Genomic DNA, 24,508 nt, shown 5'->3' with positions numbered 1-24,508 from the left:
TGCGGCAACGCAGCCAGCGCGGGATTTTCACGCCTCGCTTGCCTCGCATCGAAATCATCGCCTGTTTGCTACGAGGACCGGCCCTTGTCCGGCGGGGAGGGCGGCTTGCCGCGCCCGGCCTTCATCTTCAGCACCTTCTGATACCAGAGATTGATCTTGGGCTCCATGCCGTGCTCCCTGGGGTGGTAGAAGCGGCGGCCGGAGATGTCCTGGGGCAGGTACTCCTGGTCGGCCCAGCCTTCGGGAAAGGCGTGGGGATACTTGTAGCCCCGGCCGAACCCCCAGTCTTTTTGAAGCTTTGTAGCGGCGTTACGCAGATGCAGGGGCACCGGCCGGGGCCCGTCGCGCCGCACCTCCTGCTGCACGGCCAGATAGGCCGCGTAGGTGGAATTGCTCTTGGGCGCGAGCGCCAGATAGACCGTGCATTCGGCCAAGGGGATGAACCCCTCGGGCATGCCCACCATTTCCACAGCCTGCTGCGTGCTCACGGCCAGCGGCAGGGCGTAGGGGTCGGCCAGCCCGATGTCCTCGGAGGCCGAAAGGATCAGACGGCGGCAGACGAAGCGCGGATCTTCGCCCGACTCCAGCATGCAGGCCAGATAATACAGGGCAGCGTCCGGGTCCGAGCCGCGTATGGACTTGATCATGGCCGAGGCCAGTTCGTAGTGCGAATCGCCGCCCCGATCGCCCCGGATGACCATTTCCGGCAGGGTCTTGGCCAGTTCCGCGGGGACCAGCTTCTCAGGCGGCAGTTTGGCCGCGTATTCGATGAGATTGAGGAGCGTGCGCGCGTCGCCGCCGGACATGCTGGCCAGAAGCTCCAGCGACTCCTCGGAAAGATCGAGGTTCAAGGCTGCCGCGCCGCGCTTGGCGACTTCAAGGAGTTCGTCCTGCTCCAGGGCGCGCAGTTTGAGTACGTGCAGCCGGGAAAGGAGCTGGCGCGTGACCGAGAACGACGGGTTCTCCGTGGTCGTGGCCAGAAGCGTCAGTTCGCCGGATTCCAGGATGGGCAGGAAGAAGTCCTGCTGCGCCTTGGAGTAGCGGTGCAATTCGTCCAGGATGAGGACGCGGAAGCCCTGGATCTCCTTGCGCAGGGCGGCAAGCCCGGTCTCGGGCGCAGAGAGGCGGCGAAACGGCAGCCCCGTGGCCTTGGCCAGGAGGATGGCGATGGTCGATTTGCCGCAGCCCGGAGGGCCAAAGAGCAGCATGCTCGGCAGCCGCCCGCCTGCGGCCATGGTCGAAAGTCTGCCGCGCAGATGCTTCTGCCCGATGAATTCTTCGACGCTTTTCGGGCGGAGGCGTTCGGCCAGGGGGGCGTCGGAAGCGAGTTCGATCTTCATGATGTTTCCGGCTGCACAATGCGCGCATGGTAATGAAGTCCCATGACGAGAAGGGCGGCCGTCTCAAGCCGGAGAATGGACGGGCCGAGGTGCCGACTGGCGAAGCCCGCATCCATGAATGTCCGGGCCTCGGCCTCGGCAAGCCCACCCTCCGGGCCGATGACGGCGAAAACGCTGCCTGCGAGGTCGTCCTGCGAAAGGACGATCTTCGTTTCCTTTTCCCAAAGCAGCAACCGGGAGCCGTGCACCTTGCCCGCCTCGGCCACGGCGGCCGCGCCCGAGGAAAGAAGGGTGATCTCCGGCAGCCAGACTGCGCCACACTGCTTGGCTGCGGCGATGCACGTCTCCCGCCAGGTCCGCTTGACCGTTTCCGGCAGGCGTCCCTGGCTGTGCGCGGCCTGCCAGAAGACGATCTCGCCGACCTGAAGCTCCACGGCCTTCTCTAGGAGCCAGTCCCGGCGGCCCGCTTTGGAGAATCCCAGGGCGATCGTCAGGCGCGAGGTCGGTCTCTCGACGTTGCGGATTTCGAGAGGCGCGAGCCGGGCGACGTCCTTTCGGCCCGAGATCAGTTCAAAAAGGCCTTCTCGGCCGCAGCCGTCGAAAAGCCGCACCCGCGTGCCGGGCCGCGCCCTGAGCACGGTCAGCAGATGGCGCGCCTCGCCACCTTCGAGGGTGTAGGGCTCGCGCCACGCCTCGGGCGGGAGATGGAAGCCGTCGATCCGGGCCATGGCGACGTCAGGAGGTCTTGGCCCTCGCCGTGCCGTTGCGGTAGAAGGGCAACTCGGTCCTCTTGGCGGGCAATTCGGCCCGCGCGGCGCGGATGACGAAGGCCTCGCGTTCGGCGAATTCGGCCGAGACGTAGGCCAGAGCCACGGCATGGCCCAGGGACGGCGCAAACGCGCCGCTGGTCACCAGGCCGCATTCCTTGCCGCCGACGGTGAGCACCGCATCGCCGTGGCGAGCGGCGCGGCGGCCGTCGATGGCCAGAGCCACGAGCTTTTCGCGCACCGCGCGAAGCGACTCCTTGCCGACGAAAGGCGTCTCCTTGCCCATAAGAAAGCCATAGCCCGCCTCGACGGGGGTATGATCCTCGTCGAGGTCCTGGCCGTACAGGGGATACCCCAGTTCGAGGCGCAATGTGTCGCGTGCGCCAAGCCCGGCCGGGCGAACAAACGGCACTGCGGCAAGCGCCTCCCAAAGGGCCTGAGCCTTGTTCCAGGTCAGATAGAACTCGTACCCCAGTTCGCCCGTGTAACCGGTGCGCGAGACGTAGAGCTTGTCGCCTTCGTAGGTAGTCTCCTCGAAATTGAAATACTTCAGGTGTCCCCATTTCCCGCCGAGAACCTGCTCCAGAGCCTTGAGGGATTCGGGGCCCTGCAGATCGATCTTAGCCGTGAAGGAAGAAATGTTGGCGATGTGCACGCTTTCGGGAAGACGCTCCTCGAGCCACTTGAAATCGCTTGCCTCACATGCTCCGTTGACCACGAGCATGTAGTTGTCTGGGGCCAGACAGTAGATGATGAGGTCGTCGAGAATCCCGGCGCGTTCGTTGAGCATGAAACCGTAGCGGCACTTCCCCGGTTCCAAGGTCGCGAGATTGTGGGTCAGAATTTGGTCGAGTGCGTCGCGCGCGCCTCGTCCGGAGATCAGGAACTCGCCCATGTGGCAGATGTCGAAGATCGAGGCTTGTGTGCGGGTGTGTTCGTGCTCCTTGATGATGCCCTCGTATTGCACCGGCATGGACCAGCCGGCGAAATCGACCATCTTGGCGCCGTGCTGCGCGTGCCACTGGCTAAGCGGGGTTTCCTTGAGCGGAGACATGCCATCCTCCGTTGTCGTTGGCGCGATGACGCGAGATTATTACCCGGAGAGGGAAGCATGCAATATTCTCCTTCTCCGGGCTATCAACACGGCCCGCCTAGAGCGGGCCTGCGCGGCGGAGCCGCGTGGATGCAAAGTCAAATGCTGTGCGCTCCCGGCAATATGCGGCAAAATACAGGGAAGGGCAACGGAAGATCACAGGACGGCCGAGAGTTGCGGCAACGGACTTCGCTCCTGACGCGCCTTGCGGATGCCCGCGAACTCGTCGAGTTGGCCGACCAGCCTGCGGTATTGACGGCGGATGTCCTTGCCGTAGGGGGTCAGGCTGTCCTCGGGGGGCTCCACATAGGTTCTCCTCAGGTAGCTGTCCGAGGCCACGCGCTCGCCGATCGCCAGGACACCAATGACCAATTCGTCGAAATAGTTGACGATCTCGAACTTGAGGTCGCCGAGAATCTCGTTGATGCCACGCAGTTGGTCGAGATAACTGCGCGCCTGGCCGCTTTTGCCCCGACGCTCGGCCAGATCTTCGAGCAGCTTCACCTTGCGGGCCTGCTGGATGTAGCTGTAGCGGCTCCAGACCTCTTGATAGAGGTCGTGCATGGCGCTGAAGGTTTCGAAATTGTCGGGCGCGAGCAGATAGCTGTCCAAGACCTTGATGACCTTGGCGTAGAACTCGTCCGAATAGCCGATGATCCTGCGTTGGTGCTTGGTCAACCAGGTGAAGAGGAACTTGAGCCGCTTCTCGTGCGTTTCTGTGTTGAAAAGCACCTCGCGCCGCTTATAGGTCACCGCGCCCAGATACTCTCCGCGCACGATATCGTTCAAGCGCAGGATCATGTTATAGGAATCCTTGAGGATATTGATGTCGGTACGGATCTCTCCGGTCAGGGGGTGGATGACCTCCTGACGGGTGGTGGACAAGGCGCGGTCCTGGCGCACGTTCTTGGGGTTGAACTTGTGCTGGCGGTACACAGCCCGCAGCAGCACGGCATTGCGCTTCCGGTCGACAAAAAATCCGCCTTTTTCAAGCTGCTCGATCGCCTCCTTCTGGTCTTCGTCCACGCGCACCAGGGCGACCTTTTCCACGCGTGGGTACGTCTTCGCCTGGGGATGTGAGGAAAGCGTGGTGATGGTCCGGTCCGACTGCCCCATGACCCGGACGAGAAAACGCTCGCCCATGCGAAAGAGCCGACGGGAGAAGAGTGCCGCGGCCGTGCGTCTCTCGGAGACGATGGAGAAGCCGTAAAGCTCCATAAGGAATTGATAGACGAACAGTCTGTTGCGTTCGTAACGGGCGTTGTCGCCGGGCGCAAATTTGCCGGTGCGCAGGCCAAAGCGTTTGATCTCCGAATCGAGGTCGGCTGGCAGCGAGGCATAGATGCCTGAAAGATGGAACTCGCCGTAGGCGTCTTTGGAGATGACGTGAGCGCGATCCATTTCCAGAAGATAACGCAGGAGCGGAGCGTAGTTTTCTAGGTAGGTGATGTCCTTGCTGCCGAAGCGCTTGAGAAAATCTTCCTGAAATTTCTTTGGAAGACGGGAACGAACGGTGTGGATGTTCTGCTCCACCACGTTGTTCTCAAGAGGACAGGAGAGTGCCTGGCTTCCGTCTCCGGCATCCATGATATTGTAGAGGCGGTCGAACTGAAAGACCTCCTCGAAGGGGACGACCGGTCGGTCGAAGGCCACGAGGAGAAAGCCCGGAAGCTCCTTGTGCTCGAAAAGTTCAGGCTCGAAAGAGGGCAGAAGGCTCCGTGCCTCCACCAGGGGATAATCGGGAAGCTCGGCGAACGGCTTGAGGATGCATTGCTTAATGTGCACCCAGTCGAGATAATCCTTGAGCTTGTCGAGGGTGTCCAGGCGCCTGCTCGACTCGACCTCCTCGGCGGCTGTCCAGCGCAGGTGGGGGAGCTTGGAGAAAGCCTCGGTCCAGTCGAAGGTCATACGGTCTCGCAGGGGCTATTCATTTCCCGATCTCTACGGCAACATGCGCAAGATTGTCAAAGCGCGCACACGAATTTGACGGTCATCTCCGCAACCATCTCCAAGGAACCGCGAAGCCTCGTCCGATTGACACGTCAGGCTGCTTTTCCTACTAGACACTGGAGGCGGACCAAGGCCGCCCGAATCTTCCCCACCGGAGACGACGCAGCCATGGATATCGCCACCCCCCTTTCCCCCTCAACCGCCCGGACCGGACGCCCGCCCCTGGCCAATCGGCCTTCGGGCATGCGGCGATAAAACGATACATGGCAGAACATCTCGTCAACCAGCAGCTCTTGAGCATCATCTGCAACGTTTTCGACGCGCATTCCGCCGTGCTCTTCATGCCCGGCGAAGACGGCCGAACATTCCGCATGGCAGGGTGCTTCAGCCTTTCCGACAAGATCGTCACGGACATCGCCATCGCTCCGGGTCAAGGGCTGGCAGGCTGGATCATCCGAAACGGGGAGCCTCTTCTGATCAACAATTTCGACCAGAAGCGCGGAGTGCTCGGCTACTACCAAAACGGTGAGGAAACGCGCATCAGGGCCTTCATGGGCTGCCCGCTCGAAAACGGCATGGGAGCGTTGTGTCTGGACAGCATGCGCACCTATTCCTTCAGCGCCAAGGATCAGAAGATCCTGCACCAGTTCGGGCAATTCATCGTCTCCCTGGACAGGGAGCGGCGCCAATGCGCCACGGACGGATCCTGCTTCACCTATTACAACGCCCTTCGGGCCGTGCAGGCCATGCGCCTGAAGACTCCGCGCTGGTCGCGCTTCCTGGACGGCTTCCTGGAGATCGTGGCCAAGGCCAGCGGAATGACCACGTGCTTTTTGACCGTGCGCGGCGAAACAGGCACCCATTTCCACATGGAAGGAGCCACCAGGCCGCCCATGCGGGGGGATACGGGAGCGCACGGGTTCGCCATGGGCAGCGGGGTCATCGGCTGGGTCTTCAACAACGGCGTGCCGGTCTTTTCCGGCGAGAGAGAGTCACCCTCGCGCATGCCTCTCTTCGGCAGGGACGTCGTCACGCCGCCGTTCACCACGATCGTCTGTCTGCCTCTCCTGGTCCACAAGAAGACCAGAGGGGTGCTCGTCCTGGCCGACGAGCGTTCGCTGAACATTAACGACCCACTCAAGGAATTCCTGGGGCTGGTCGCGGATAACTTGGCCCTCTTTCTTGAAAACCTTTACTTGAGAAATCGTTTGACCTCCCAGGCGGGAACAGAATAATTGTTCGAGCGGTGATGTGTGCGGCGTTTTCGCCGGAATTCCTTCCAAACAGAGGCGTGACGAGACCTATGTTCCTGAGCAAACTTTTCGGCTTTCTCGGCAAGAACTTGGCCATGGACCTGGGCACGGCCAACACGCTGCTCTACACCGCCAAAGACGGCATCGTGCTCAATGAGCCGTCCGTCGTGGCCATCGACAACCGGGAAGGCAAAATCATCGCCGTGGGCAGGGAAGCCAAGGAGTACATGGGCCGTACGCCGGGGAAGATCCGCGCCATCAGGCCCCTGAAGGACGGCGTCATCGCCGACTTCGAAGTCACGCGGGAGATGATCTCCTTCTTCATACGCAAGGTCATAACCGGTCTGAACATCGTCAAGCCGAGAATCGTGATCTGCGTGCCCACCGGCATCACTCAGGTGGAAAAGCGAGCGGTCATCGAGTCTGCACAGCAGGCCGGAGCACGCGAGGTCAGACTCGTCGAGGAGCCGATGGCCGCAGCCATCGGCGCGGGACTGCCCATCGAGCAACCCATAGGCAACATGGTCGTGGACATTGGCGGCGGCACCACCGAAGTGGCCGTCATTTCTCTTTCCGCCGTGGCCTACGCCGAATCCGTCCGCGTGGCGGGCGATGAACTGAACGAATCCATCCAACGATATTTTCAAGATCAATTTCAGATGCTCATTGGCGAGAACACGGCTGAGCGCATCAAAATCGCCATCGGCTCGGCCTGGCCGTTGTCCGAACAATTGACCATGGAAGTCTCGGGCAAGAACCTGGTTAACGGAACGCCGACCTCCATCACGGTCACGGATGGCCACATCCGCGAAGCCATCCAGGAACCCGTGTCGGTAATCGTGCGCGCCACCAGGACCGCCCTGGAGAAGACGCCGCCGGAACTCGTGGGGGACATCGCCCGCAACGGCCTTCTGCTCGCGGGCGGAGGGGCGTTACTGAAAGGACTGGACCGCCTCATTGCCAAGGAGACACAGTTGCACGTCATCATCGACGAGGATCCGTTGACGACCGTGGTGCGCGGCACAGGCAAAACCATGGCCGACGAGACGACCTTCAAGGCCGTGTTCATCAACTGATCGTCCGGCGCGCCGGATGTTTCAACACGGGAAAGGCGGTCCGCGGGCCGCCTTTCCGTTTTTTGGGAGAACGACGATGATATCAAAGGATCTCATGGACGGGCTCATGGCCGCCACGGCCAAGGCCGCCGACGTCATCCGCGCCGACTGGAACCAGGAGCGCGACATCGTCAACAAGGGCCGCATCGACCTGGTGACGGCCACGGACCTTCACTGCGAGGCATTGTTGCGCGAGGAGCTTGCGCGGCTGCTGCCCGAAGCGTCCTTTTACGGAGAGGAGTCATCGGACGGCTCGGGGCCGGGCGAGCTGGCCTGGGTGGTCGATCCGCTCGACGGCACCACCAACTTCGCGCACCGAATTCCTTTCGTGGCCGTATCCGTGGCGCTTTGGCGCGAAGGGCGTAGCGAACTTGCTGTGGTCGAGGCGCCCATGCTCGGCGAAACCTACCACGCCCGGCGGGGGGGAGGGGCGTTTTGCAACGGCCTCCCCATACGCGTCTCAAACTGCGACGCGCTCGTCGACAGCATCGTGGCCACGGGTTTTCCCTACGCCATCGAACGCTACGCTGAACGCATCCTGGCCCACATGCGCCGCATGCTCCTGGCCACGCAGGGCGTGCGCAGGCCGGGAGCCGCGGCCATCGACCTGGCCTATGTGGCCGCAGGACGCTACGACGGCTTTTACGAGTACGCGCTCAAGCCCTGGGACACGGCGGCAGGTTGGCTCCTGGTGGAAGAGGCGGGCGGCCGCGTGAGCGCCTTTGACGCAAATGTGCCGTACGATCTCGGCGCGGACGGCATCCTGGCCAGCAACGGCCTCGTGCACGAAGTCCTCTCCCGGCTGCTACTCCTGGACATGGAGAAAGGCGACGGCTGACACATTTTAGGCTGTCGGCCCCAACGTCTGCCCACCGCTTTCGAGCGGGTGAGAGAAAAGCAGGTTGTTTTCCCAGAAATGCAGAAGCGTGGGGGTCAACAACTCCCGAAACTGGTCGATCAAGCAGGAAAGCTCGGTTCGATCAACGAAATAGCCGCCGTCCACCTCATCGGGATTGGGCACCGGCGTCTCCTGGACCACGCCCGCCGAAAATACGGTCACAAACTCGTACCCGGTGGCGGGGGAGGGTGAAGCCTCACCCACGCGCCGCAGGCGCTTTCCAGTGATTCCCAATTCCTCGGCCAGTTCGCGCGCGGCGGCGTCCTCCACAGCCTCCCCGGCCGTGACGTGCCCCGTGGCCGAAAGGTCCCAGCGCCCGGGAAAACGGCTTTTTGATGCGCTTCGCCGTTGCAGGTAGACCTTCCCCTGCGCGTTGTAGACGAGGACGACCACCGAGCGATGCATGAGCGTCTGGGCATGCACGTCGTCGATGCCCATGACGGCAAGAGGGCGATTGCCTTCGTCCACGACCTCGATATACTCGACGTCCCGGGGGGCGTGGTCCGAAGGCGTAAGCGTGCGTCGTCTGCTTTTTCTGGCCATGGCCGACTCCTGGGAAACCTCCTACCCGACATGACGCATGGTCACAACACCGCAGCACGACGTCCGCCCGAAAGCCTCCGTCGTCCGGCTGACGCCCGAGGACGCGCCGGACCTCGCCCGGCTCGAACGCGCCTGCTTCTCCCACCCCTGGACCGAGGAGCAACTCGCCTACGGCCTGCGCGAACGGGTGCTGCACGTGTTCGGACTTCGGGAGAGCGGCAGCGAACTCGTAGGATATTGTTCGTTCTATGCCGTGGCCGACGAGGCGGAGATCGTGAACATCGCCGTGATTCCGCAGTTGCGGCGCATGGGATTTGGCCGCACGCTGCTCGGCGCCATGTTGCAAAACGCGGCCGAACTGTGCATAAATCGCGTGTTTCTGGAGGTGCGCCGGTCCAACGCCGCGGCCATCGGGCTGTATGAGGCCCACGGCTTCGCGCGGACGGGAGTGCGCACGCGATATTATCCCGATACGAATGAAGACGCGCTGGTCATGACCCTTGAAATGCCGCACGCCCCGTCCGGGCAAAGCGGCCAACCAGCGTGGCCCAGACACGGCAACCAGGGGAGAGACGATGAAAAGTCTTGAAGAAATGGATGTTGCGGGCAAGCGGACGTTGATTCGCGTGGACTTCAACGTTCCCTTGAAGAACGGAGTGATCCAAGACGACAACCGCATCGTGCAGAGCCTTCCCACCATCCGGCTGGCCCTGGAAAAGGGCGCGGCCGTTATCCTGTGCGCCCATCTGGGCAAGCCCAAGGGCAAGCCCGTGTCGGAATACTCCCTGGCCCCGGTGGCGGCTCATCTTTCTGATCTTCTGAACATGGAAGTGCCCCTGGCCCCGGACTGCATCGGCCCAGAGGCCGAACGCATGGCCATGGAGCTCGCCCCTGGCAATATCCTGATGCTTGAGAACCTGCGCTTTCACCCCGGTGAGGAGGCCAACGATCCCGAGTTCGCCGCCGCCCTGGCCAAGGCCGCCGAGGCATACGTGGACGACGCCTTCGGCACGGCGCATCGCGCCCACGCCTCCAACGTCGGGGTGACCCGCCACGTGCGTGAGTGCGGCTGCGGCCTCCTGATGAAGAAGGAATGGCGTTACCTGGCCGAGGTGCTGGCCGCTCCGGCTCGCCCCTATGCGGCGATCTCCGGTGGCTCCAAGGTCTCGACCAAACTCACGGTGCTGACCCGTCTCCTGGACAAGGTGGACACGCTCATCATCGGCGGCGCCATGGCCAACACCTTCCTGCTCGCAAAAGGATACGACGTGGGCAGATCGCTGGTGGAGCCGGACCTCGCGCACGAGGCGACGAACATCATGAACGCCGCCGTGGACAAGGGTATCAAACTGCTGCTGCCCGTGGACGTGGTGGTCGGCTCCTCGCTCGACGACAAAGTCACGGGAGGGGTGTTCCCTGTCGAATCCATCCCAAAAGACAAGATGGTGCTGGACATCGGCCCCGCAAGCGTGGAACTGTTCACAACCGAACTCGCCACGGCCGGAACCGTAATGTGGAACGGTCCGCTCGGAGCCTTCGAGAACCAAGCCTTCGCCCAGGGCTCACTGGCCGTGGCGAGGTGTCTAGCCGGGCTCGACAAAGCCACGACCATCGTGGGCGGAGGCGATACGGACGCCGTGGTGCACGCAGCCAAGCTACAGGAAAAATTCTCCTTCATTTCCACCGGAGGCGGATCGTTCATGGAATTCATGGAAGGCAAGGAACTTCCGGCCTTCACGGCCCTCAAGGAGTGCGGCGCATGAAACTGATGGCGGCCAACTGGAAGATGTACAAGACGCGCGGCGAGGCCGAGGCCACGGCGCGTGACATGTTGCGTCTGATAGGGCCGGATATCCCCAAGGACCGGCAGGTGCTCGTGTTTCCCCCGTTTACAGCCATCGAGGCCGTGGCCAAGGTTTTCGAGGGGCAAGCGGCCTTTGCGGTCGGAGGCCAGAACTTCTGGCCCAAGGATGAGGGGGCGTTTACCGGCGAGGTCTCGGCGCGCATGCTGGCCGACCTGGGGTGCTCCTGGGCCCTGGCTGGACACTCCGAACGCCGCTGGGTAATGGGCGAAAGCGACGAGTTGGTCGGCGAAAAGGTCGCCTTCGGTCTTGCGGCGGGGCTTCGCATGGTGCTGTGCATCGGCGAGAAGATCGAAGAGCGACGTGCGGGCAAGGTCGAGGAGGTGCTCGACCGGCAGCTTGAGAAGGGCCTAGCAGGCCTTTCCAGGGGCTTTGCGACCGAAACCCTGGCCATCGCCTACGAGCCAGTCTGGGCCATCGGCACGGGCGAAGTGGCGGGGCCGACGGAAATAGCCCACGCGCACACTCACACGCGAGAAAAAATCGTGCGGCTGCTGGGGCAAAAAGCCGCCGCCACCCCCATTTTATACGGCGGCAGCGTGAAACCCGAGAACACTTCCGAAATTTTGTCGCTTGACAACGTGAACGGAGTGCTGGTAGGTGGCGCAAGCCTGACGGGTGAGAGCTTTAGCCGGATCGCGTTGGCATGAACCCGAAGGGAATTTCTGGAGAGAGACGTTGAGCGGAATTGTTCTGACCATACACATCATCGCCTGCATCGTGCTCGTGGGACTGGTCCTTTTGCAGTCGGGCAAGGAAGGCATGGGAGTCATCTTCGGCGGCGGCAGCTCGTCCGTGTTCGGCAGCTCCGGCGCGGGTGGGGTCCTGGTCAAGGCAACGGCCGTTCTGGCGGTCCTCTTCCTGCTCACTTCCCTGACGTACAACAAGCTCACGGGCGTCAAGGCGGTGACCAGGGACTCGATCATGATGAGCGTCCCGGCTCCCGAGCCCAAGGTGCCCGAGGCGGCCAAGCCCGAGGTCATCTTCGAGGAGCCCGCCCCGGCCAAGCCGCAGGGAGAGCAATAGATTCAGACAAGACGGTTCGCGGAAGTGGTGGAACTGGTAGACACGCTATCTTGAGGGGGTAGTGGCCAAAAGCCGTGGGGGTTCGAGTCCCCCCTTCCGCACCATATATCGGCGGCCCGAAGCGATGCTTCGGGCCGCTTCTTTTTTGTCAACGCCACGAGACGAGGGGCTAAACGGAAAAGATAATTTAATGGCTTTCTTTCCAGGGTATTAGGTTGTCGACCAGGATTTTCTCGACATGACAGCTAAAGACCTCGGAGACTGGGAACCGATAAGGACCAGAAGACGGAGAAGAAGTCACATGGACAGTGGCAGGCAAGACGAGCAGGCGACCGGGCAAGGAATTCCGGTGACGCCCCGTGAAAACCCGGAGGACAGGGCCAAGCGCATTCAAGCGCTCAAGCGCCTTGTCCAGGACGGTTCCTATCGTCCCTCGCTCGTCGCCGTGGCGGACGAACTCCTGTGTGGGGGGCACCTGAGCTTTGACCACGAAGAATGATCTGCTCCGCTCTTTTTTGCTGCCACTGCAAAATAAAAGGCCCTGTGGAGAACCCACAGGGCCTTTGCCTTTCGTGATGTCCGCAAAAGGCTATTCGCTCTCCATCTCGGGCGCAATGATGTCGTCATAGGTCTCACGGCGGCGGATGAGACGGACTTTTGCGCCGTCCACCAGTACTTCGGCGGCCCTGCGGCGCGAGTTGTATTGCGAGGACATGGTCATGCCATAAGCGCCGGCAGAAAAAGCGGCCAGATACTCTCCAGGCTCGACGGCGGGCATTTCGCGGTCGCGGGCCAGGAAGTCCGTGGATTCGCAAATGCCTCCCACGATGTCCACGATCTCGACCGGACGGCCCATTTTAGCCACTTCCTCGATGCGGTGGTACGATCCATAGAGCGAGGGCCGCACGAGATCGTTCATGGCCGCGTCCACGATGAGGAATTTCTTGACCGGCGTAGTCTTGGTGTACAGCGTCCTGAAGGCCAAAATACCTGCGTTGCCGCTGATAACCCGGCCTGGTTCGAGGATCAGCGTCAGCGGCAGATCCTTCAACCGCTCTGTCAGCGCCTCGCCGAAGGCCGAGGGGTGGGGCGGCTCTTCCTCGTTGTAGGTGATGCCAAGTCCCCCGCCCAGATCCAGATAGGTGACCTCGATGCCCATGTCCTTCAGGCGGCGATAGAAGCCCAAAACCTTGTCCAACGCTTCGAGGAAAGGTTCCAGGGTAGTCAGTTGCGAACCGATGTGGCAATCGATGCCCACAGGCTCGACGTTGGTCATGTCGCGGGCCATTTCGTATCCAACGAGTGCGGTCTCCATGTCCAGGCCGAACTTGTTCTTCTTCATCCCCGTGGAAATGTAGGGATGGGTCTTGGGATCGACGTCGGGGTTGATGCGCAAGGCTACCCGGGCCTTCTTGCCAAGCCTGGCGGCCGTGGCATCGATGGCTTTCAATTCGTCCAGAGATTCGGCGTTGAACATCAGGATGCCCGCCTTGAGGGCGTCCTCAATCTCGTCGGCCGTCTTCGCCACGCCAGAAAAGACGATCCGTCCACCGGGCACCCCGGCCTTGAGCGCGCGATACAGCTCGCCACCCGAGACGATGTCCACTCCTGCGCCTTTTTCGGCCAGAAGCCTCAGGATGTGGATGTTCGAGTTGGCCTTCACGGAATAGCAGACCATGTGCGGAAGGCGTGCGAAGGCCGAATCAAAGGCCTCGAAATGGCGACGGAACGTGGCTGAACTGTAGACGTAGGTGGGCGTGCCGAAACGGGCGACGATCTCTTCGACCGGTACGTCCTCGGCAAAGAGACGATCGTTGCGGTACTCGAAATGATTCATGCGCTGTTACTCCTGGGTCAGGCGTGGATTTTCGGGACGGGGAAGCACCGGGGTCTGCGCGGGCGCCATGGACCGTATGCGGTTGTGGCCCAAGAGCCTGAACCGGTAGCTCCTCGCACCGGAAATGTCGCAATGGATGATCTGCACCCTGTCCCCTTTAAAACGCACGCGCTGGTCCTCGAGTCCGAATTCGACGCGGTGCTGCGGGGCGAAGGGGCATTGCGGGCAATCAAGCGTCATATCCTCGATCTGAAGGCTGAAATGATCGAGCATGGCGCGATTGCCTTCGACGGTGGCCTCCACGACGATGCAGCCGCTGGAGATGTTTCCTTGTGCCTTGGTCAGGACGAAAACGTCCTCGGACACTTGCGGGGAGGGAGGGGCCTTGCTGCCGCAGGAGACGGCGAAGGCGAGCAGCAAAAGCGCCGCGAAAAGCTGAAAGCGCTTGATCGTCACGTGTCGTTCTCCAGGCTGTCTTTCCATTCGTATATCCGTTGCAGGGCCTGCATGGGCGTCAGGCTGTCGGGCTTGAGCGCCTGCAATGCAGCGAGAACGGGATGCGAAGCAATCTGGGGGGCTCGCTCCGCATCCGTTGCCGGGACAAGCCCCGGCAACGTTTCCTGCCGCGAGTGAGCGGGACGTTGCACACCATCGCGGCAACGCTCCAGATCGGTCAACAACTCCTTGGCTCGCTGCACAACGTTTTGCGGCACTCCGGCCAGTTTTGCAACCTCGATTCCGTAGCTCTTGTCCGAAGGACCGGGTACGAGGCGGCGCAGGAATACGATGTCACCCTTGTATTCCTTGACCGCAATGTTCAGGTTGCGCAGTCCCTCGATGTGTCCTTCAAGGCTCGTCAATTCGTGATAGTGAGTGGCGAAAAGCGTGCGGATGCCGCCGCCCGCACGCCGGGCGAGTTCCTCGACCACGGCCCGCGCCAGGGCCATGCCGTCGTAGGTTCCGGTCCCCCGGCCGATCTCGTCGAGAATGACGAGGCTTTTGCGGGTGGCCTGTCGCAAAATGCGGGCCGTCTCCATCATCTCGACCATGAAGGTGCTCTGGCCGAGCGCCAGATTGTCCGAGGCTCCGACGCGCGAGAATATACGGTCCACGAGGCCGATCTGCGCCTCGGCCGCCGGAACATACGAGCCGATCTGTGCCAGGATGGCGATGATCGCCGCCTGGCGCAGGACCGTGGACTTGCCCGCCATGTTCGGGCCGGTGATCAGGAGAAGCCTAGCCCCCTCGTCCATGAAAAGGTCGTTGGGGATGAAGTTGGCCTGCCCCTGCACGGCCTCGACCACCGGGTGGCGTCCGGCCCGGATGCGCAGGCGCAGATCCTTGTGCAGTTCGGGCCGGGTCCACTCGTGCCGCACAGCCGTCTCGGCCAGCGCCTGCCAGTAGTCGAGCCGGGCCAGACGGGCGGCGGCGTCCATGAAGCGCGGCCGGGCCTGAGCCATCTCCTGGCGCAGTTCGAGGAACAGGCGGTGTTCGAGGTCGCGGCGGCGCTCGGCCGCATGGAGTATCTTGTCCTCGAGTTCCTTGAGCGCGTCGGTCACGAAGCGCTCGGCGTTGGCCAGGGTCTGGCGGCGGATGAAGTGCGCCGGAGATTCCTGTCCGGCTGTGCGCGAGAGTTCGAAATAATAGCCGAAGACCCGGTTGAAGCCGAGCTTGAGGCGCGGCAGGTTCAGGCTCCGGCGTTCGGACTCCAGAAGCTCCTGCATGCGGCTTTCGCCGTGTTCGGCGAGTTCCAGCAGTTCGTCGAGCTCAGGGCGAAATCCCGTCCGGAAGAGCCCGCCATCGGTGATCGCGAGGGGAGGGGAATCGACCAAGGCGGCCGTGAGCACGGCATGCAGGTCGGAAAGATCGTCCCAGCCGTCGAGGATCTTGACCACGGCCTCGGGGGCGTCGCCCGTCTCGTCCACCGCCGCGCGCAAGAGCCCGGCCATGCGCGGCAGCACGGCGAGACTCTGCCTGAGGGCGGCCAGATCCCGGGGAGAGGCGCGACCCATGGAGATGCGCGTCGAAAGGCGCTCGAGGTCGTGAACGTCGCGCAGCAGCGCGGCCAGGGCCTCACGCGTCTCGTGGCGCACCACGAGAAAGGCCACGGCCGCCTGGGTCCGCTCGATGGGAACAGCCTCACGCCAGGGATGGCGCAGGCGGTGTTCGAGGTAGCGCCCGCCCATGGGCGTCATGGTCCTGTCGATCACAGTACGCAGCACCCCCCGACCGTTGCGGCCATCCAGGGTGCGGAAAATCTCGAGATTGCGCTCCGTGAGTTCGTCCAGAATCATGTAGCGCCCCATGTTGAGGGGCCTGAACTGGCCGAGGTGCCTCATCTCCTGGCGCTGGGTCTGGACGAGATACGCCAGGAGCGCTCCGCAGGCACGGGTCAGGAACGGCTTATCGTGCAGATCGAGGGCGTCGAGCCCGGCCACGCCCTGGGCGGACAGCAAACGATCGCGCCCGGCGCGGTGATCGAAGAAAAGCTCGGGCACGGGCGTGATCAACCCCTTGAGGTCCGCGAACTGGTGCGGCGGCTTGACGCCTCCCGGCAGCAACACCTCGCGCGCCCCGATCTTGACCAGCCACTGCCACAGGGCGGGCTCGCTCTTGGCCTCGAAACCGCTCCATTCACCCGTGGAGACGTCTATCCAGGCCAGGGCGCCAAGGCCCTTGCCTGAATCGAAGAGCAGGGCGGCAAGGTAGTTGTGGGTCTTGGCGGAAAGGCTCGCGTCCTCGACCAGGGTGCCGGGCGTGAGCACCCGGGTGACCTCGCGCTTGACCAGCCCTTTGGCTTGGCGCGGATCCTCAACCTGATCGCAGATGGCCACCCTGTAGCCTTTCTCAAGAAGCTGACCGAGGTAGTTCTCCACGGCATGGTGCGGCACGCCGCACATGGGAACCGGAGTCTCCTGATTGGGATTGCGGCAGGTGAGGGCAATCTGAAGTTCGCGCGCCGCGATCTCGGCGTCTTCGAAGAACAGTTCGTAGAAATCCCCCATGCGAAAGAAGAGCAGGGAGTCCGGATTCTCACCCTTGATCCTCAGATATTGCTCGAACATGGGCGTGATACGCCCGACAACGGCTTTGGACATGGAAAACAGGCCTCACTCAGTCAGACGCATGCGATAGCCTATGGAATGCCAGCTTTGACACCGCACGCAGAGATAGAAGACATGGTCGCGTTTCAGCCCGCAAACGCGGCACGCGAACCGCTTCACCTCGCGAGCCTTGCTGACGAAATATTCCAATTGCACGTCGAGGGACGACTCGGGCGGGGTTCTGTGCCGGGCTCGGTCCAGCAGTTCAAGGCGAGCGGGCCAAAAATCCGGATTGAGCCGTACGCACCTTTCGAACCAGACCTCAGCCCCAGCTTCGTCTCCAAGCGCCTGCCGCAGGCGGCCCCCGTAATATTGAAGCAGTACGTCGGGTTCGTGATCGGCCAAGGGGCGCAAGAGCCGCGCGGCAAGTCCCTGCGGGCCGAAGGCCCTGTCGGGAGGCTCGAACACTCCCAGTGGCAAGGAGCCAAGAAGCATCTCCAGAACCACAAAACGAAGCCCGGGCTCGATCGCATCGAGCGCCTCGGCCAACCGCTCCTCGGAGCCCGGCGGAAATCCCGCCTGCAGATCGAGGATGACCGTCTCGGCCCACGCTTCGGGGGATCCGGGGTGAACGGCAAGGGCCTGGGAAATAAGTTGCCTTCCCGTCTCCACCTCCTGGATCGCCAGACCCTCCACAGCCAGACGCACGAGATAATGCGCCTGGGCCTGAGGATGACCGAGCCGGGCATAGAGGTCGGCGGCCGCCGCGTATTCTCCTGTTTCAGCTGCGAGCCGCGCCATTTCGCCGAGAATGGCGGGTTCGTTTCCCACCAGTTCGCGGGCTTTCTCCAGCGCGCCAAGAGCCCGGTCCATAAATCCCGAACGTTTGTAGTCCCGGCCCAGTTCGAAGAGCGCCTTGGCCTTAAGCGCTGGAGGAATGCCCTTGCGGTCGATGATGTTCGCGCGAAGTTCCACGGCTCGCTCTATCTCGCCCTGGGCACGATAGAGATTGCCCAGGGCAAGATAAGGCTCGATGGCGTCCGGATTGTTGCGGACGGCACGGCTGAGTTCGCCGATGGCGGCGAGGGTATCGCGGGAGGGCGGGGCATGTCCTTCCTGGTCGAGATCGAGGCCAAGGCCGCCTTGGTCCGGCTTATCGCCGAACAAATCACGCAGCCAGGACCACGACGGCATCGGACACCCGCGCGCGCTCCCCTCAGGAAGCGGTGCTCTGGGATTCCTCGGTTCCGGAACCGTAGGTCGTGGGGGCGGCTCCGGCCTGCTCCTTTTCGGAGCGCAGCGTGCGGACTTCGTCCTCGAGCTTGCGGTTCTTGCTGTTGGCAGCGCGTAATTGCGAGGCCAAACGAACCTTCTCGAAGAAGAAATAGATCGTGGCAAGGACTGCTCCGGCCAGGAATGCGATCAGGACGACGAGATAGATGGGCATTTCCAGGGACGTCCAGCGCCAATCGAATATCTCGAGCTTGAGTTGGATGATCTCGGAGAAGACTGGTGTGTTCTGGATGAAGAAAATCATGGCGATCACGAAGGCCACGGCCATGAAAAGAACCTTGATGTAGCGCATGCGGACTCCTTTGCCCTGACTCAGCCGGCGAAGAGCGGTAACAGCCGGGTGTAGGTTGAGCGGAGGTGTTCGGGAATGACGTGGGTTTCTCCGAACACGGCCATGAAAGAACTGTCCCCGTTCCAGCGGGGAACGATCTGAAAATGAAGATGCGCCGCGATGCCCGCACCAGCGGCCTCGCCCAAATTCAACCCGGCGTTCACGCCGTGCGGCCTGAAGGCCCTGTGGAGCACTGCCACTGACTTTCGGACCAAAAGCATGATTTCGATGGCCTCGTCGTCATCGAGGTCGGTCAGGCAACTCACATGGCGGTAGGGTGCGACCATGAGATGCCCGTTATTGTAGGGGAATTTGTTCATTATTACATAGGACAGGCGGCCACGATGCACGACGAGTCGTTCCTCATCTTCTCCCGTGTCCGAAGGGAGACAGAAAACGCATTCATCGGGCTTGGGCCCGAGGATATATTCAAGGCGCCACGGCGCCCACAAGACTTCTCTGACGCTCACACCAGCCTCATTCGAAGAAATTCCCGGCCATAGAAACCGCCTGGTCAAAGTGGTGACCGACTCGTTCCCGGTGACGGCCACATGGCGTTCGCCGGTCATGTTCGTTCATGGTTGCGCGCCATCGTCTTTACACGCCAAACGCCCGTAGAGCAACCATCAGCCACCTTTTCGCGACGCGGGCGGCATGTCGGCGGATTTCTTGCGCAGCACTTTTTTGACCAGCCTCCGAGCCAAAGCAAGCTGCTCCTCGCGAGCCTCGGCCTGTCCGTCTATGCGCGCGGCTCGCACGATGCGCAGAATCTCCCCGTATGCTGGGCCGGGCGTGAGCCCGAGACGCCGTAAATCCTGCCCGGTGATGGCGATGCCTTCGTCTCGCAGTCGGGTGAGATACAGAGAAATGCCCTTGCGCACCTCCTCGCGGGTGCTGCGCGCCATGAGGTACAAAAGCCCCTCCGCGGGCAGCGTTTCGATGGCCAGACACAGCTCGGAAAGAGGACCGGAGCGCGATATCCAGCCCCCGATGCGGTTGAAAGCCGTGCTCACGGACTCGCGTAGCGACAAAAACTCGCGCTGATCGCGTTTGGAGAAATTGAGTCTGTCCGTGAGATCGGCGACTTCCGCGTCATTCATCTCCGAGCACAGCCCGAGCAGATAGATCATCCAAGGGTCGGGTTCAGGCTCAGGCAAAAACAGCAACCTGTACCAGTCGAGAACTTCGTCGATCTTCTCCAGCAACCCGATCTTTTTGGCGTTCAATTCCAGACCTGGGTGCAGTTGGCCCAGGAGTTTGAACTCCTCCAGGCGGACGATGCAGCGCGAGGCATTTTTCTCTTCGCACAATAATTTGAATTCGTTAAAGATACGACTTCCGGTCAGCCGCTGGAAGAACTGCATCTGCACGGCGTTTTTAATCAGCCGCTCAGTCTGTCCGCCGATGCGGAATCCGAAGCGCTGTTCGAAGCGGATGGCCCGGATGATGCGCGTGGGGTCTTCGACAAAAGATAGGGAGTGCAAAACTCGGATGTTTCTGTCTTTCAGGTCGCGCTGGGCATCGAAGAAATCTACCAATTTGCCAAACGACTTTGGATTGAGGCGCACGGCCAGGGCATTGATGGTGAAGTCGCGACGGAAAAGGTCCATTTTGATAGAGGACAATTGCACCGTGGGTAAGGCAGCGGGATATTCGTAATATTCGAGCCTCGCCGTGGCCACGTCGATGCGGCGACCATCGGGCAAGATGGCGACGGCCGTGCGGAACTTGTCGTGCTCCTTGACCCGGCCGCCGTATTCCTGGACCAAGCGGTTTGCAAAAGCGATTCCGTCGCCCTCGATAACGATATCCATGTCCAGATTGGGCCGTGCCAAGAGCAAATCCCGAACGAACCCCCCGACTACGTAGGCCTCGACCCCCAGTTCCTCGGCGATTTCGCCCGCCCGCCGCAAAACATCAAGCATATCTTTAGGAATTCTTTCATTGAGAATGGAAACAACGCTGCGCTCGCGCTTGCGGCCGGGAAGGCTTTCGGGAATGCGAGCCGGCTCTTCCACAAGGATGTGGATTAGGTCTGTGCGGGTAATCACGCCCACGACTCTCCCATCCTCGACGACGGGCACCAATCGCTGGCGGTGACCGAGAATGATCTCCATGGCACGGTAGAGATCGGAATCAGGGGCCACTGCCGTGATTTCACGGGCCATGTATTCACGTACCTGCACTGCGTGCAGGCCGTGCGTTACGGCCTTATCGGCCAACTCGTGCTCTAAAAGGCCGACAAGCTTTCCATCCTCGTCCACCACAGGCGCGGCCTTCAGGCCGTAGCGGGACATGACGGCCGCGGCATCGCCGAGCAAGGCATCGCGCCGCACTGTGACAGGAGACTTAGACATGAAGTTGGTCACAAGATGCTGCGGATTAACCTCGGAGTAGAGCAGAGCGAATATCTCGTCGCGCACCTGGGGCAGGGTGCGATCCTTGACTGAGGCCGAGGCCGCGTAAGGATGTCCGCCACCGCCGAGGGACTCGCAGATGCGCCCCACGTCCACCTCGGCCGTGCGCGAGCGGGCCACCACGGTTATACGGTCGTCCATGCGGCCCAGGGCGAAGAGGACGCGGATGCTTTCCATCTCCATCATTTTCTGCGCCAGGACCGCGAAATCGCCCACGTAGTGGTCCATGGTGGCTTGAGTAATGACCACTTTGATGCCTTTGATGTCATGAGTTTCCGCGAGTTTGAGCAAGGCATTGAGGACGCGCACCTGCTCGGCGGTCAGATCGCGCGAAAGCAAATCGCCGACAACGTTCAGTTCGACCCCGTGTTCGACCAGCCAAGCCGCGGCTCGTAGGTCGTGCGGCGTGGTGGAGGGATAGACGAAACTGCCCGTGTCTTCGTAAATGCCCAGCGAAATGATCGTGGCCTCCTCGGGGGTGAGGGAGATGTCCTTGCCCATCATCTCGTGCACCAGAATAGCGGCCGTCGATCCCCAATTGCGCACCGTCGAGACGGTTGCAGGTAGGTCGTCCGGCGAGTCGGGGTGGTGGTCGTAGAGATGGATTTCAAGCCCGGGGATGTCTAAAAGATGCTGGACGTGCGGCACGCGCCCGCGCTGTCGGGTGTCCACCACAACCAGACGCTTGACGAACGCCGGGTCGATGTCCTTGCCCGAGACGAAATTGAAAAGATACATCGCACTTTGGATGTAGAAATCGCGCAGGTTCTTCTCCTGCGAGCCGGGAAAAACGAGGGCCGCGCCGGGATATAGACGCGCAGCCGCAATGATCGCGGCCAGGCAGTCGAAGTCGGCGCTGGTGTGTCCGGTGATGACTGTCTCGACCTGAACGGGAGGGGGTGTAGTCTGGCCCATGCGGTTCTTTCTAGTGGATTTTCGGCCGCATGACAAAAGAATCGTGCGCGGGATTCAGGAACGGGGGTGGAATCGGTCGTGTACGGCCTTGAGTCTGCCAGATTGGATATGAGTGTATATCTCCGTGGCGCTGATGTCCGCGTGGCCGAGGAGCATCTGGACGCTGCGCAGATCCGCCCCGCCTTCGAGCAAGTGGGTGGCGAAGCTGTGCCGCAGGGTGTGCGGCGAGATGTGTCGGGTGATCCCGGCCTTCTCCGCGTAGCGCTTGATGATCTTCCACACCCCTTGACGGGTGAGCTTTCGCCCGGAGCGGTTGAGGAAGACTTCCTGATCGCGAGGCGAGAACAGGCCACGCCAGGACGTAAGCCAATCGGAGAGAAATGTCTGGGCGGTCGCGTGGATGGGCACGAGACGTTCCTTGCCGCCCTTGCCCCAGATGCGCAAGACGCCGGTCTGGGGATCGAAGTCCAAGGGACGAAGTCCCACGAGTTCGGAGACGCGCAGTCCGGCGGCGTAGAGCAGTTCGAGCATCACCCGGTCGCGGAAGCCGAGCTTGTCGGTGAGCAGCGGCAAGGCGAGCATGCGCTCGACCTCTTCACGACTCAGAAATTCGGGAAGCTGCCGGGGAAGTTTTGGGTTTTCAAGCAGTTCCGCTGGATTACCGCTGACCAGTCCCTCTTCGACGAGATAGGCGAACAAGCCGCGAAGGGCGGAGAGATGCCGGGAGATGGTGCGGCTCTTCAGTTCCCGCGCCCGCATGGTGACCAGATAGAGAAACAGGGTGTCCTTGCTGGTGTCCTCCAGCCGTCCGCCGTTGTCGGCCAGGAAATGGAGAAAGTCAGCCAGATCAGTGGAATAGGCGCACAGGGAGTTCTCGGCCAACCCCTTTTCGACGGTGAGACGCTGCAGGTAGGCATCCACCCACGGATGGTGGAGGGCAGGGGAACGGTTGGCGCGCGCGTGCGTCGTCATATCCGGGCTCCTTTAGCGCCGCTTGAGCCCGCAGGCAAGAGGCAGGAGGAGGGCATTTTGCAGAATTTGACAGACCACGGCAGGCAATTTACACCAGCGGTCCTGATCGTAAGAACATCATCCCAATCCCAATAAGGAGCAAGACCACATGGCCGACTTCCCGTTCGCTGACAGACTCGCCACGCTGCCTCCCTATCTCTTCGCCGCCATCGACAAGGCCAAGGCGGCCGTCAAGGCGAGAGGAGTGGATATCATCAGCCTGGGCATCGGTGATCCCGACATGCCGACCCCCGACTTCATCATCGAAGCGCTGCACGAAGCCGCGAAAAAGCCCGCCAACCACCAGTACCCCTCCTACATCGGCATGCTCAGCTTCCGCGAGGCCGTGGCCGAATGGTACGGCAAGCGCTTCGGCGTCGAACTTGCCCCGCAAAACGAAGTCCTGACCTTGATCGGTTCCAAGGAAGGCATCGCCCACTTTCCGATCGCCTTCATCAATCCCGGCGATCTGGCCCTGGTCTGCACGCCCAACTATCCAGTCTACAACATCGCCGTGAATTTCGCGGGCGGTCAGGTCGAATTCGTGCCCCTGACCGACGCCAACGACTTCTTGCCCGATCTCGACGCCATCTCCGAGGAATCCTGGCAGCGCGCCAAGATGATCTTCGTCAACTATCCCAACAATCCCACGGCCGCCACGGCCACGCCCGAGTTCTACAAGAAGCTCATCGCCCGGGCCAGGGAGACGAACACCATCATCGTCAACGACGCGGCCTACACGGAGATGTACTTCGACGAGCAGGACAAGCCCTGCTCGATCCTCGAGTTCGAAGGGGCCAAGGACGTGGCCATCGAATTCCACTCCCTCTCCAAGACCTTCAACATGACGGGCTGGCGCATCGGCATGGCCGTCGGCAACCCCTCGCTCGTGCAGGGACTGGGCAAGGTCAAGGAGAACGTCGATTCCGGCGCGTTCCAGGCCGTGCAGGAAGCGGGCATCGCCGCGCTCTCCAAGGGCACGCCCTACGTCGCCGAGTTCCGCAAGATATACCGGGAGCGGCGCGACAGCGTGTGCGCGGCCCTGTCCAAGGTCGGCATTGAGCATCGCGTGCCCAAAGCCTCGGTCTTCGTCTGGGCCAAGGTGCCGCAGGGCAAGACCTCCACGTCCTTCTGCACGGAGGTCTTGGAGAAGACCGGCGTGGTGGTTACGCCGGGCAACGGCTTCGGCGCGCCGGGCGAGGGCTTCTTCCGCATCTCGCTGACCGTGCCCAGCGACAGGCTGGAGGAGGCCGTATCACGCATCGCGGCCCTGTAGCGGCATATCTGGGCCTGGGATCGAACATCGGCGATTCCGAGACCCTTCTTTCCCGCGCCATGGAGCGGATCGCAGCCATCCCCGGCATTACGCCGGGGATGGTTTCGTCCGTGTTCCAGACCGAGCCGCAGGACGTACGCGAGCAGCCCTGGTTCGCCAACTGCGTGCTTCAGGTCTTCTGCGGCGAGGACATCGGACCGCATGACCTGTTGCGGTCGTTGCGGTCCATCGAGGACGAATTCGGACGTGAACGCACGGTCCGCTTCGGGCCACGCACCCTGGACATCGACATCCTGCTTTTCGGCGATCTCGCTGTCGAGGACGAGGAACTGACCATCCCGCACCCGAGGATGCGGCAGCGGGCCTTTGTGCTCGCCCCGCTAGCCGAGATCGCTCCCGATCTGCGGCTTCCCTGGGGGGAGACGGCGACGGAGGCGCTCTCGCGCCTTGCACACAGGTGCGAAGGGCGGCGCATCTATCAGGAGCCTTGATTGTCATTTCCCCTCAAAGGGCGTAGGGAAAGCGAAAAAGAAAACG

General features: G+C 61.9%; 23 protein-coding genes and 1 tRNA gene. 11 read left to right on the top strand and 13 right to left on the bottom strand.

From position 1 onward, the window contains the following. Positions 1-68: 68 nt before the first annotated feature. The 4 genes from DSAT_RS14390 to DSAT_RS14375 form a co-directional block, all read right to left on the bottom strand. A complete protein-coding gene (locus tag DSAT_RS14390; RefSeq protein WP_020888265.1) occupies positions 69-1,340 on the bottom strand; it encodes a replication-associated recombination protein A in 1,272 nt (423 codons plus the stop codon). Then, a complete protein-coding gene (locus DSAT_RS14385) occupies positions 1,337-2,068 on the bottom strand; it encodes an RsmE family RNA methyltransferase (RefSeq protein ID WP_020888264.1) in 732 nt (243 codons plus the stop codon). Before DSAT_RS14385 ends, DSAT_RS14390 begins: the two co-directional genes overlap by 4 nt. Positions 2,069-2,075: 7 nt before the next feature. Next, positions 2,076-3,161 (bottom strand): glycine cleavage system aminomethyltransferase GcvT, encoded by a 1,086-nt coding sequence (gene gcvT / locus DSAT_RS14380; protein WP_020888263.1) that lies wholly within the window; start codon positions 3,159-3,161, stop codon positions 2,076-2,078. Between the two features lie 195 nt (positions 3,162-3,356). Beyond that, the gene (locus tag DSAT_RS14375) at positions 3,357-5,108 is read right to left on the bottom strand and encodes a hypothetical protein (protein WP_020888262.1); all 1,752 of its coding nucleotides are present in this window, start codon (positions 5,106-5,108) and stop codon (positions 3,357-3,359) included. A gap of 305 nt (positions 5,109-5,413) precedes the next feature. On the opposite strand from DSAT_RS14375, the gene DSAT_RS14370 reads away from it, so the two are divergent. The 3 genes from DSAT_RS14370 (at position 5,414) to DSAT_RS14360 (ending at position 8,356) form a co-directional block, all read left to right on the top strand. Continuing rightward, positions 5,414-6,385, top strand: a complete 972-nt coding sequence (locus tag DSAT_RS14370; RefSeq protein WP_020888261.1) for a GAF domain-containing protein — start codon at positions 5,414-5,416, stop codon at positions 6,383-6,385. A 68-nt stretch (positions 6,386-6,453) separates the two neighbouring features. Continuing rightward, a complete protein-coding gene (locus DSAT_RS14365; RefSeq protein WP_020888260.1) occupies positions 6,454-7,479 on the top strand; it encodes a rod shape-determining protein in 1,026 nt (341 codons plus the stop codon). Positions 7,480-7,555: 76 nt separating this feature from the next. Beyond that, positions 7,556-8,356 carry an inositol monophosphatase family protein gene (locus DSAT_RS14360; RefSeq protein ID WP_020888259.1) on the top strand — a complete coding sequence of 267 codons (801 nt, stop codon included), beginning with the start codon at positions 7,556-7,558 and terminating at the stop codon, positions 8,354-8,356. Positions 8,357-8,362: 6 nt separating this feature from the next. Here the strand turns inward: DSAT_RS14360 and DSAT_RS14355 are convergent, their stop codons facing one another. Next, positions 8,363-8,959 carry an NUDIX hydrolase gene (locus DSAT_RS14355; RefSeq protein ID WP_020888258.1) on the bottom strand — a complete coding sequence of 199 codons (597 nt, stop codon included), beginning with the start codon at positions 8,957-8,959 and terminating at the stop codon, positions 8,363-8,365. A gap of 37 nt (positions 8,960-8,996) precedes the next feature. Here DSAT_RS14355 and rimI point away from each other — a divergent pair, with 37 nt between their 5' ends. The 6 genes from rimI (at position 8,997) to DSAT_RS14325 (ending at position 12,346) form a co-directional block, all read left to right on the top strand. Further along, a complete protein-coding gene (gene rimI, locus DSAT_RS14350) occupies positions 8,997-9,548 on the top strand; it encodes a ribosomal protein S18-alanine N-acetyltransferase (protein ID WP_020888257.1) in 552 nt (183 codons plus the stop codon). Further along, on the top strand, positions 9,535-10,722 hold the full coding sequence (locus DSAT_RS14345; RefSeq protein WP_020888256.1) for a phosphoglycerate kinase: 1,188 nt from the start codon (positions 9,535-9,537) through the stop codon (positions 10,720-10,722). The genes rimI and DSAT_RS14345 overlap by 14 nt, the downstream gene beginning before the upstream one ends. Further along, entirely contained in the window at positions 10,719-11,471 is a 753-nt protein-coding gene (gene tpiA / locus DSAT_RS14340) for a triose-phosphate isomerase (protein ID WP_020888255.1), read from the top strand. Before DSAT_RS14345 ends, tpiA begins: the two co-directional genes overlap by 4 nt. 28 nt (positions 11,472-11,499) lie before the next feature. Continuing rightward, positions 11,500-11,847 (top strand): preprotein translocase subunit SecG, encoded by a 348-nt coding sequence (gene secG / locus DSAT_RS14335; protein WP_020888254.1) that lies wholly within the window; start codon positions 11,500-11,502, stop codon positions 11,845-11,847. A gap of 18 nt (positions 11,848-11,865) precedes the next feature. Next, positions 11,866-11,951, top strand: a tRNA-Leu gene (locus tag DSAT_RS14330). A gap of 197 nt (positions 11,952-12,148) precedes the next feature. Continuing rightward, positions 12,149-12,346, top strand: a complete 198-nt coding sequence (locus DSAT_RS14325) for a flagellar biosynthesis anti-sigma factor FlgM (protein ID WP_020888253.1) — start codon at positions 12,149-12,151, stop codon at positions 12,344-12,346. Between the two features lie 90 nt (positions 12,347-12,436). Here DSAT_RS14325 and lysA read toward each other — a convergent pair whose 3' ends face one another. From lysA to xerD, 8 genes are all read right to left on the bottom strand, one after another. Continuing rightward, positions 12,437-13,684, bottom strand: a complete 1,248-nt coding sequence (gene lysA / locus DSAT_RS14320) for a diaminopimelate decarboxylase (protein ID WP_020888252.1) — start codon at positions 13,682-13,684, stop codon at positions 12,437-12,439. A gap of 6 nt (positions 13,685-13,690) precedes the next feature. Beyond that, entirely contained in the window at positions 13,691-14,140 is a 450-nt protein-coding gene (locus DSAT_RS14315) for a hypothetical protein (RefSeq protein ID WP_020888251.1), read from the bottom strand. After that, positions 14,137-16,782, bottom strand: a complete 2,646-nt coding sequence (mutS, locus tag DSAT_RS14310) for a DNA mismatch repair protein MutS (protein ID WP_020888250.1) — start codon at positions 16,780-16,782, stop codon at positions 14,137-14,139. The genes DSAT_RS14315 and mutS overlap by 4 nt, the downstream gene beginning before the upstream one ends. A gap of 12 nt (positions 16,783-16,794) precedes the next feature. Further along, a complete protein-coding gene (locus tag DSAT_RS14305) occupies positions 16,795-17,922 on the bottom strand; it encodes a tetratricopeptide repeat protein (protein WP_020888249.1) in 1,128 nt (375 codons plus the stop codon). Positions 17,923-17,944: 22 nt separating this feature from the next. Then, positions 17,945-18,313: a LapA family protein gene (locus DSAT_RS14300; RefSeq protein WP_020888248.1), complete on the bottom strand. Its 369-nt coding sequence runs from the start codon at positions 18,311-18,313 to the stop codon at positions 17,945-17,947. Between the two features lie 20 nt (positions 18,314-18,333). Beyond that, positions 18,334-18,822 (bottom strand): HIT family protein, encoded by a 489-nt coding sequence (locus DSAT_RS14295; protein WP_040371420.1) that lies wholly within the window; start codon positions 18,820-18,822, stop codon positions 18,334-18,336. 156 nt (positions 18,823-18,978) lie between these two features. Then, positions 18,979-21,684 carry a CBS domain-containing protein gene (locus DSAT_RS14290; RefSeq protein ID WP_020888246.1) on the bottom strand — a complete coding sequence of 902 codons (2,706 nt, stop codon included), beginning with the start codon at positions 21,682-21,684 and terminating at the stop codon, positions 18,979-18,981. A 54-nt stretch (positions 21,685-21,738) separates the two neighbouring features. Beyond that, positions 21,739-22,656 carry a site-specific tyrosine recombinase XerD gene (xerD, locus tag DSAT_RS14285; protein ID WP_020888245.1) on the bottom strand — a complete coding sequence of 306 codons (918 nt, stop codon included), beginning with the start codon at positions 22,654-22,656 and terminating at the stop codon, positions 21,739-21,741. A gap of 148 nt (positions 22,657-22,804) precedes the next feature. Here xerD and DSAT_RS14280 point away from each other — a divergent pair, with 148 nt between their 5' ends. After that, positions 22,805-23,971, top strand: coding sequence for an LL-diaminopimelate aminotransferase (locus tag DSAT_RS14280; RefSeq protein WP_020888244.1), 1,167 nt, complete (start codon positions 22,805-22,807; stop codon positions 23,969-23,971). Next, positions 23,950-24,462: a 2-amino-4-hydroxy-6-hydroxymethyldihydropteridine diphosphokinase gene (folK, locus tag DSAT_RS14275; RefSeq protein ID WP_084712876.1), complete on the top strand. Its 513-nt coding sequence runs from the start codon at positions 23,950-23,952 to the stop codon at positions 24,460-24,462. Before DSAT_RS14280 ends, folK begins: the two co-directional genes overlap by 22 nt. The last annotated feature ends 46 nt before the right edge of the window (positions 24,463-24,508 follow it).

It is taken from the genome of Alkalidesulfovibrio alkalitolerans DSM 16529 (assembly GCF_000422245.1).
Taxonomy (GTDB): domain Bacteria; phylum Desulfobacterota; class Desulfovibrionia; order Desulfovibrionales; family Desulfovibrionaceae; genus Alkalidesulfovibrio; species Alkalidesulfovibrio alkalitolerans.
The sequence above is the reverse complement of the archived record's forward strand: the minus strand, read 5'-3'. Positions and strand labels throughout refer to the sequence as shown.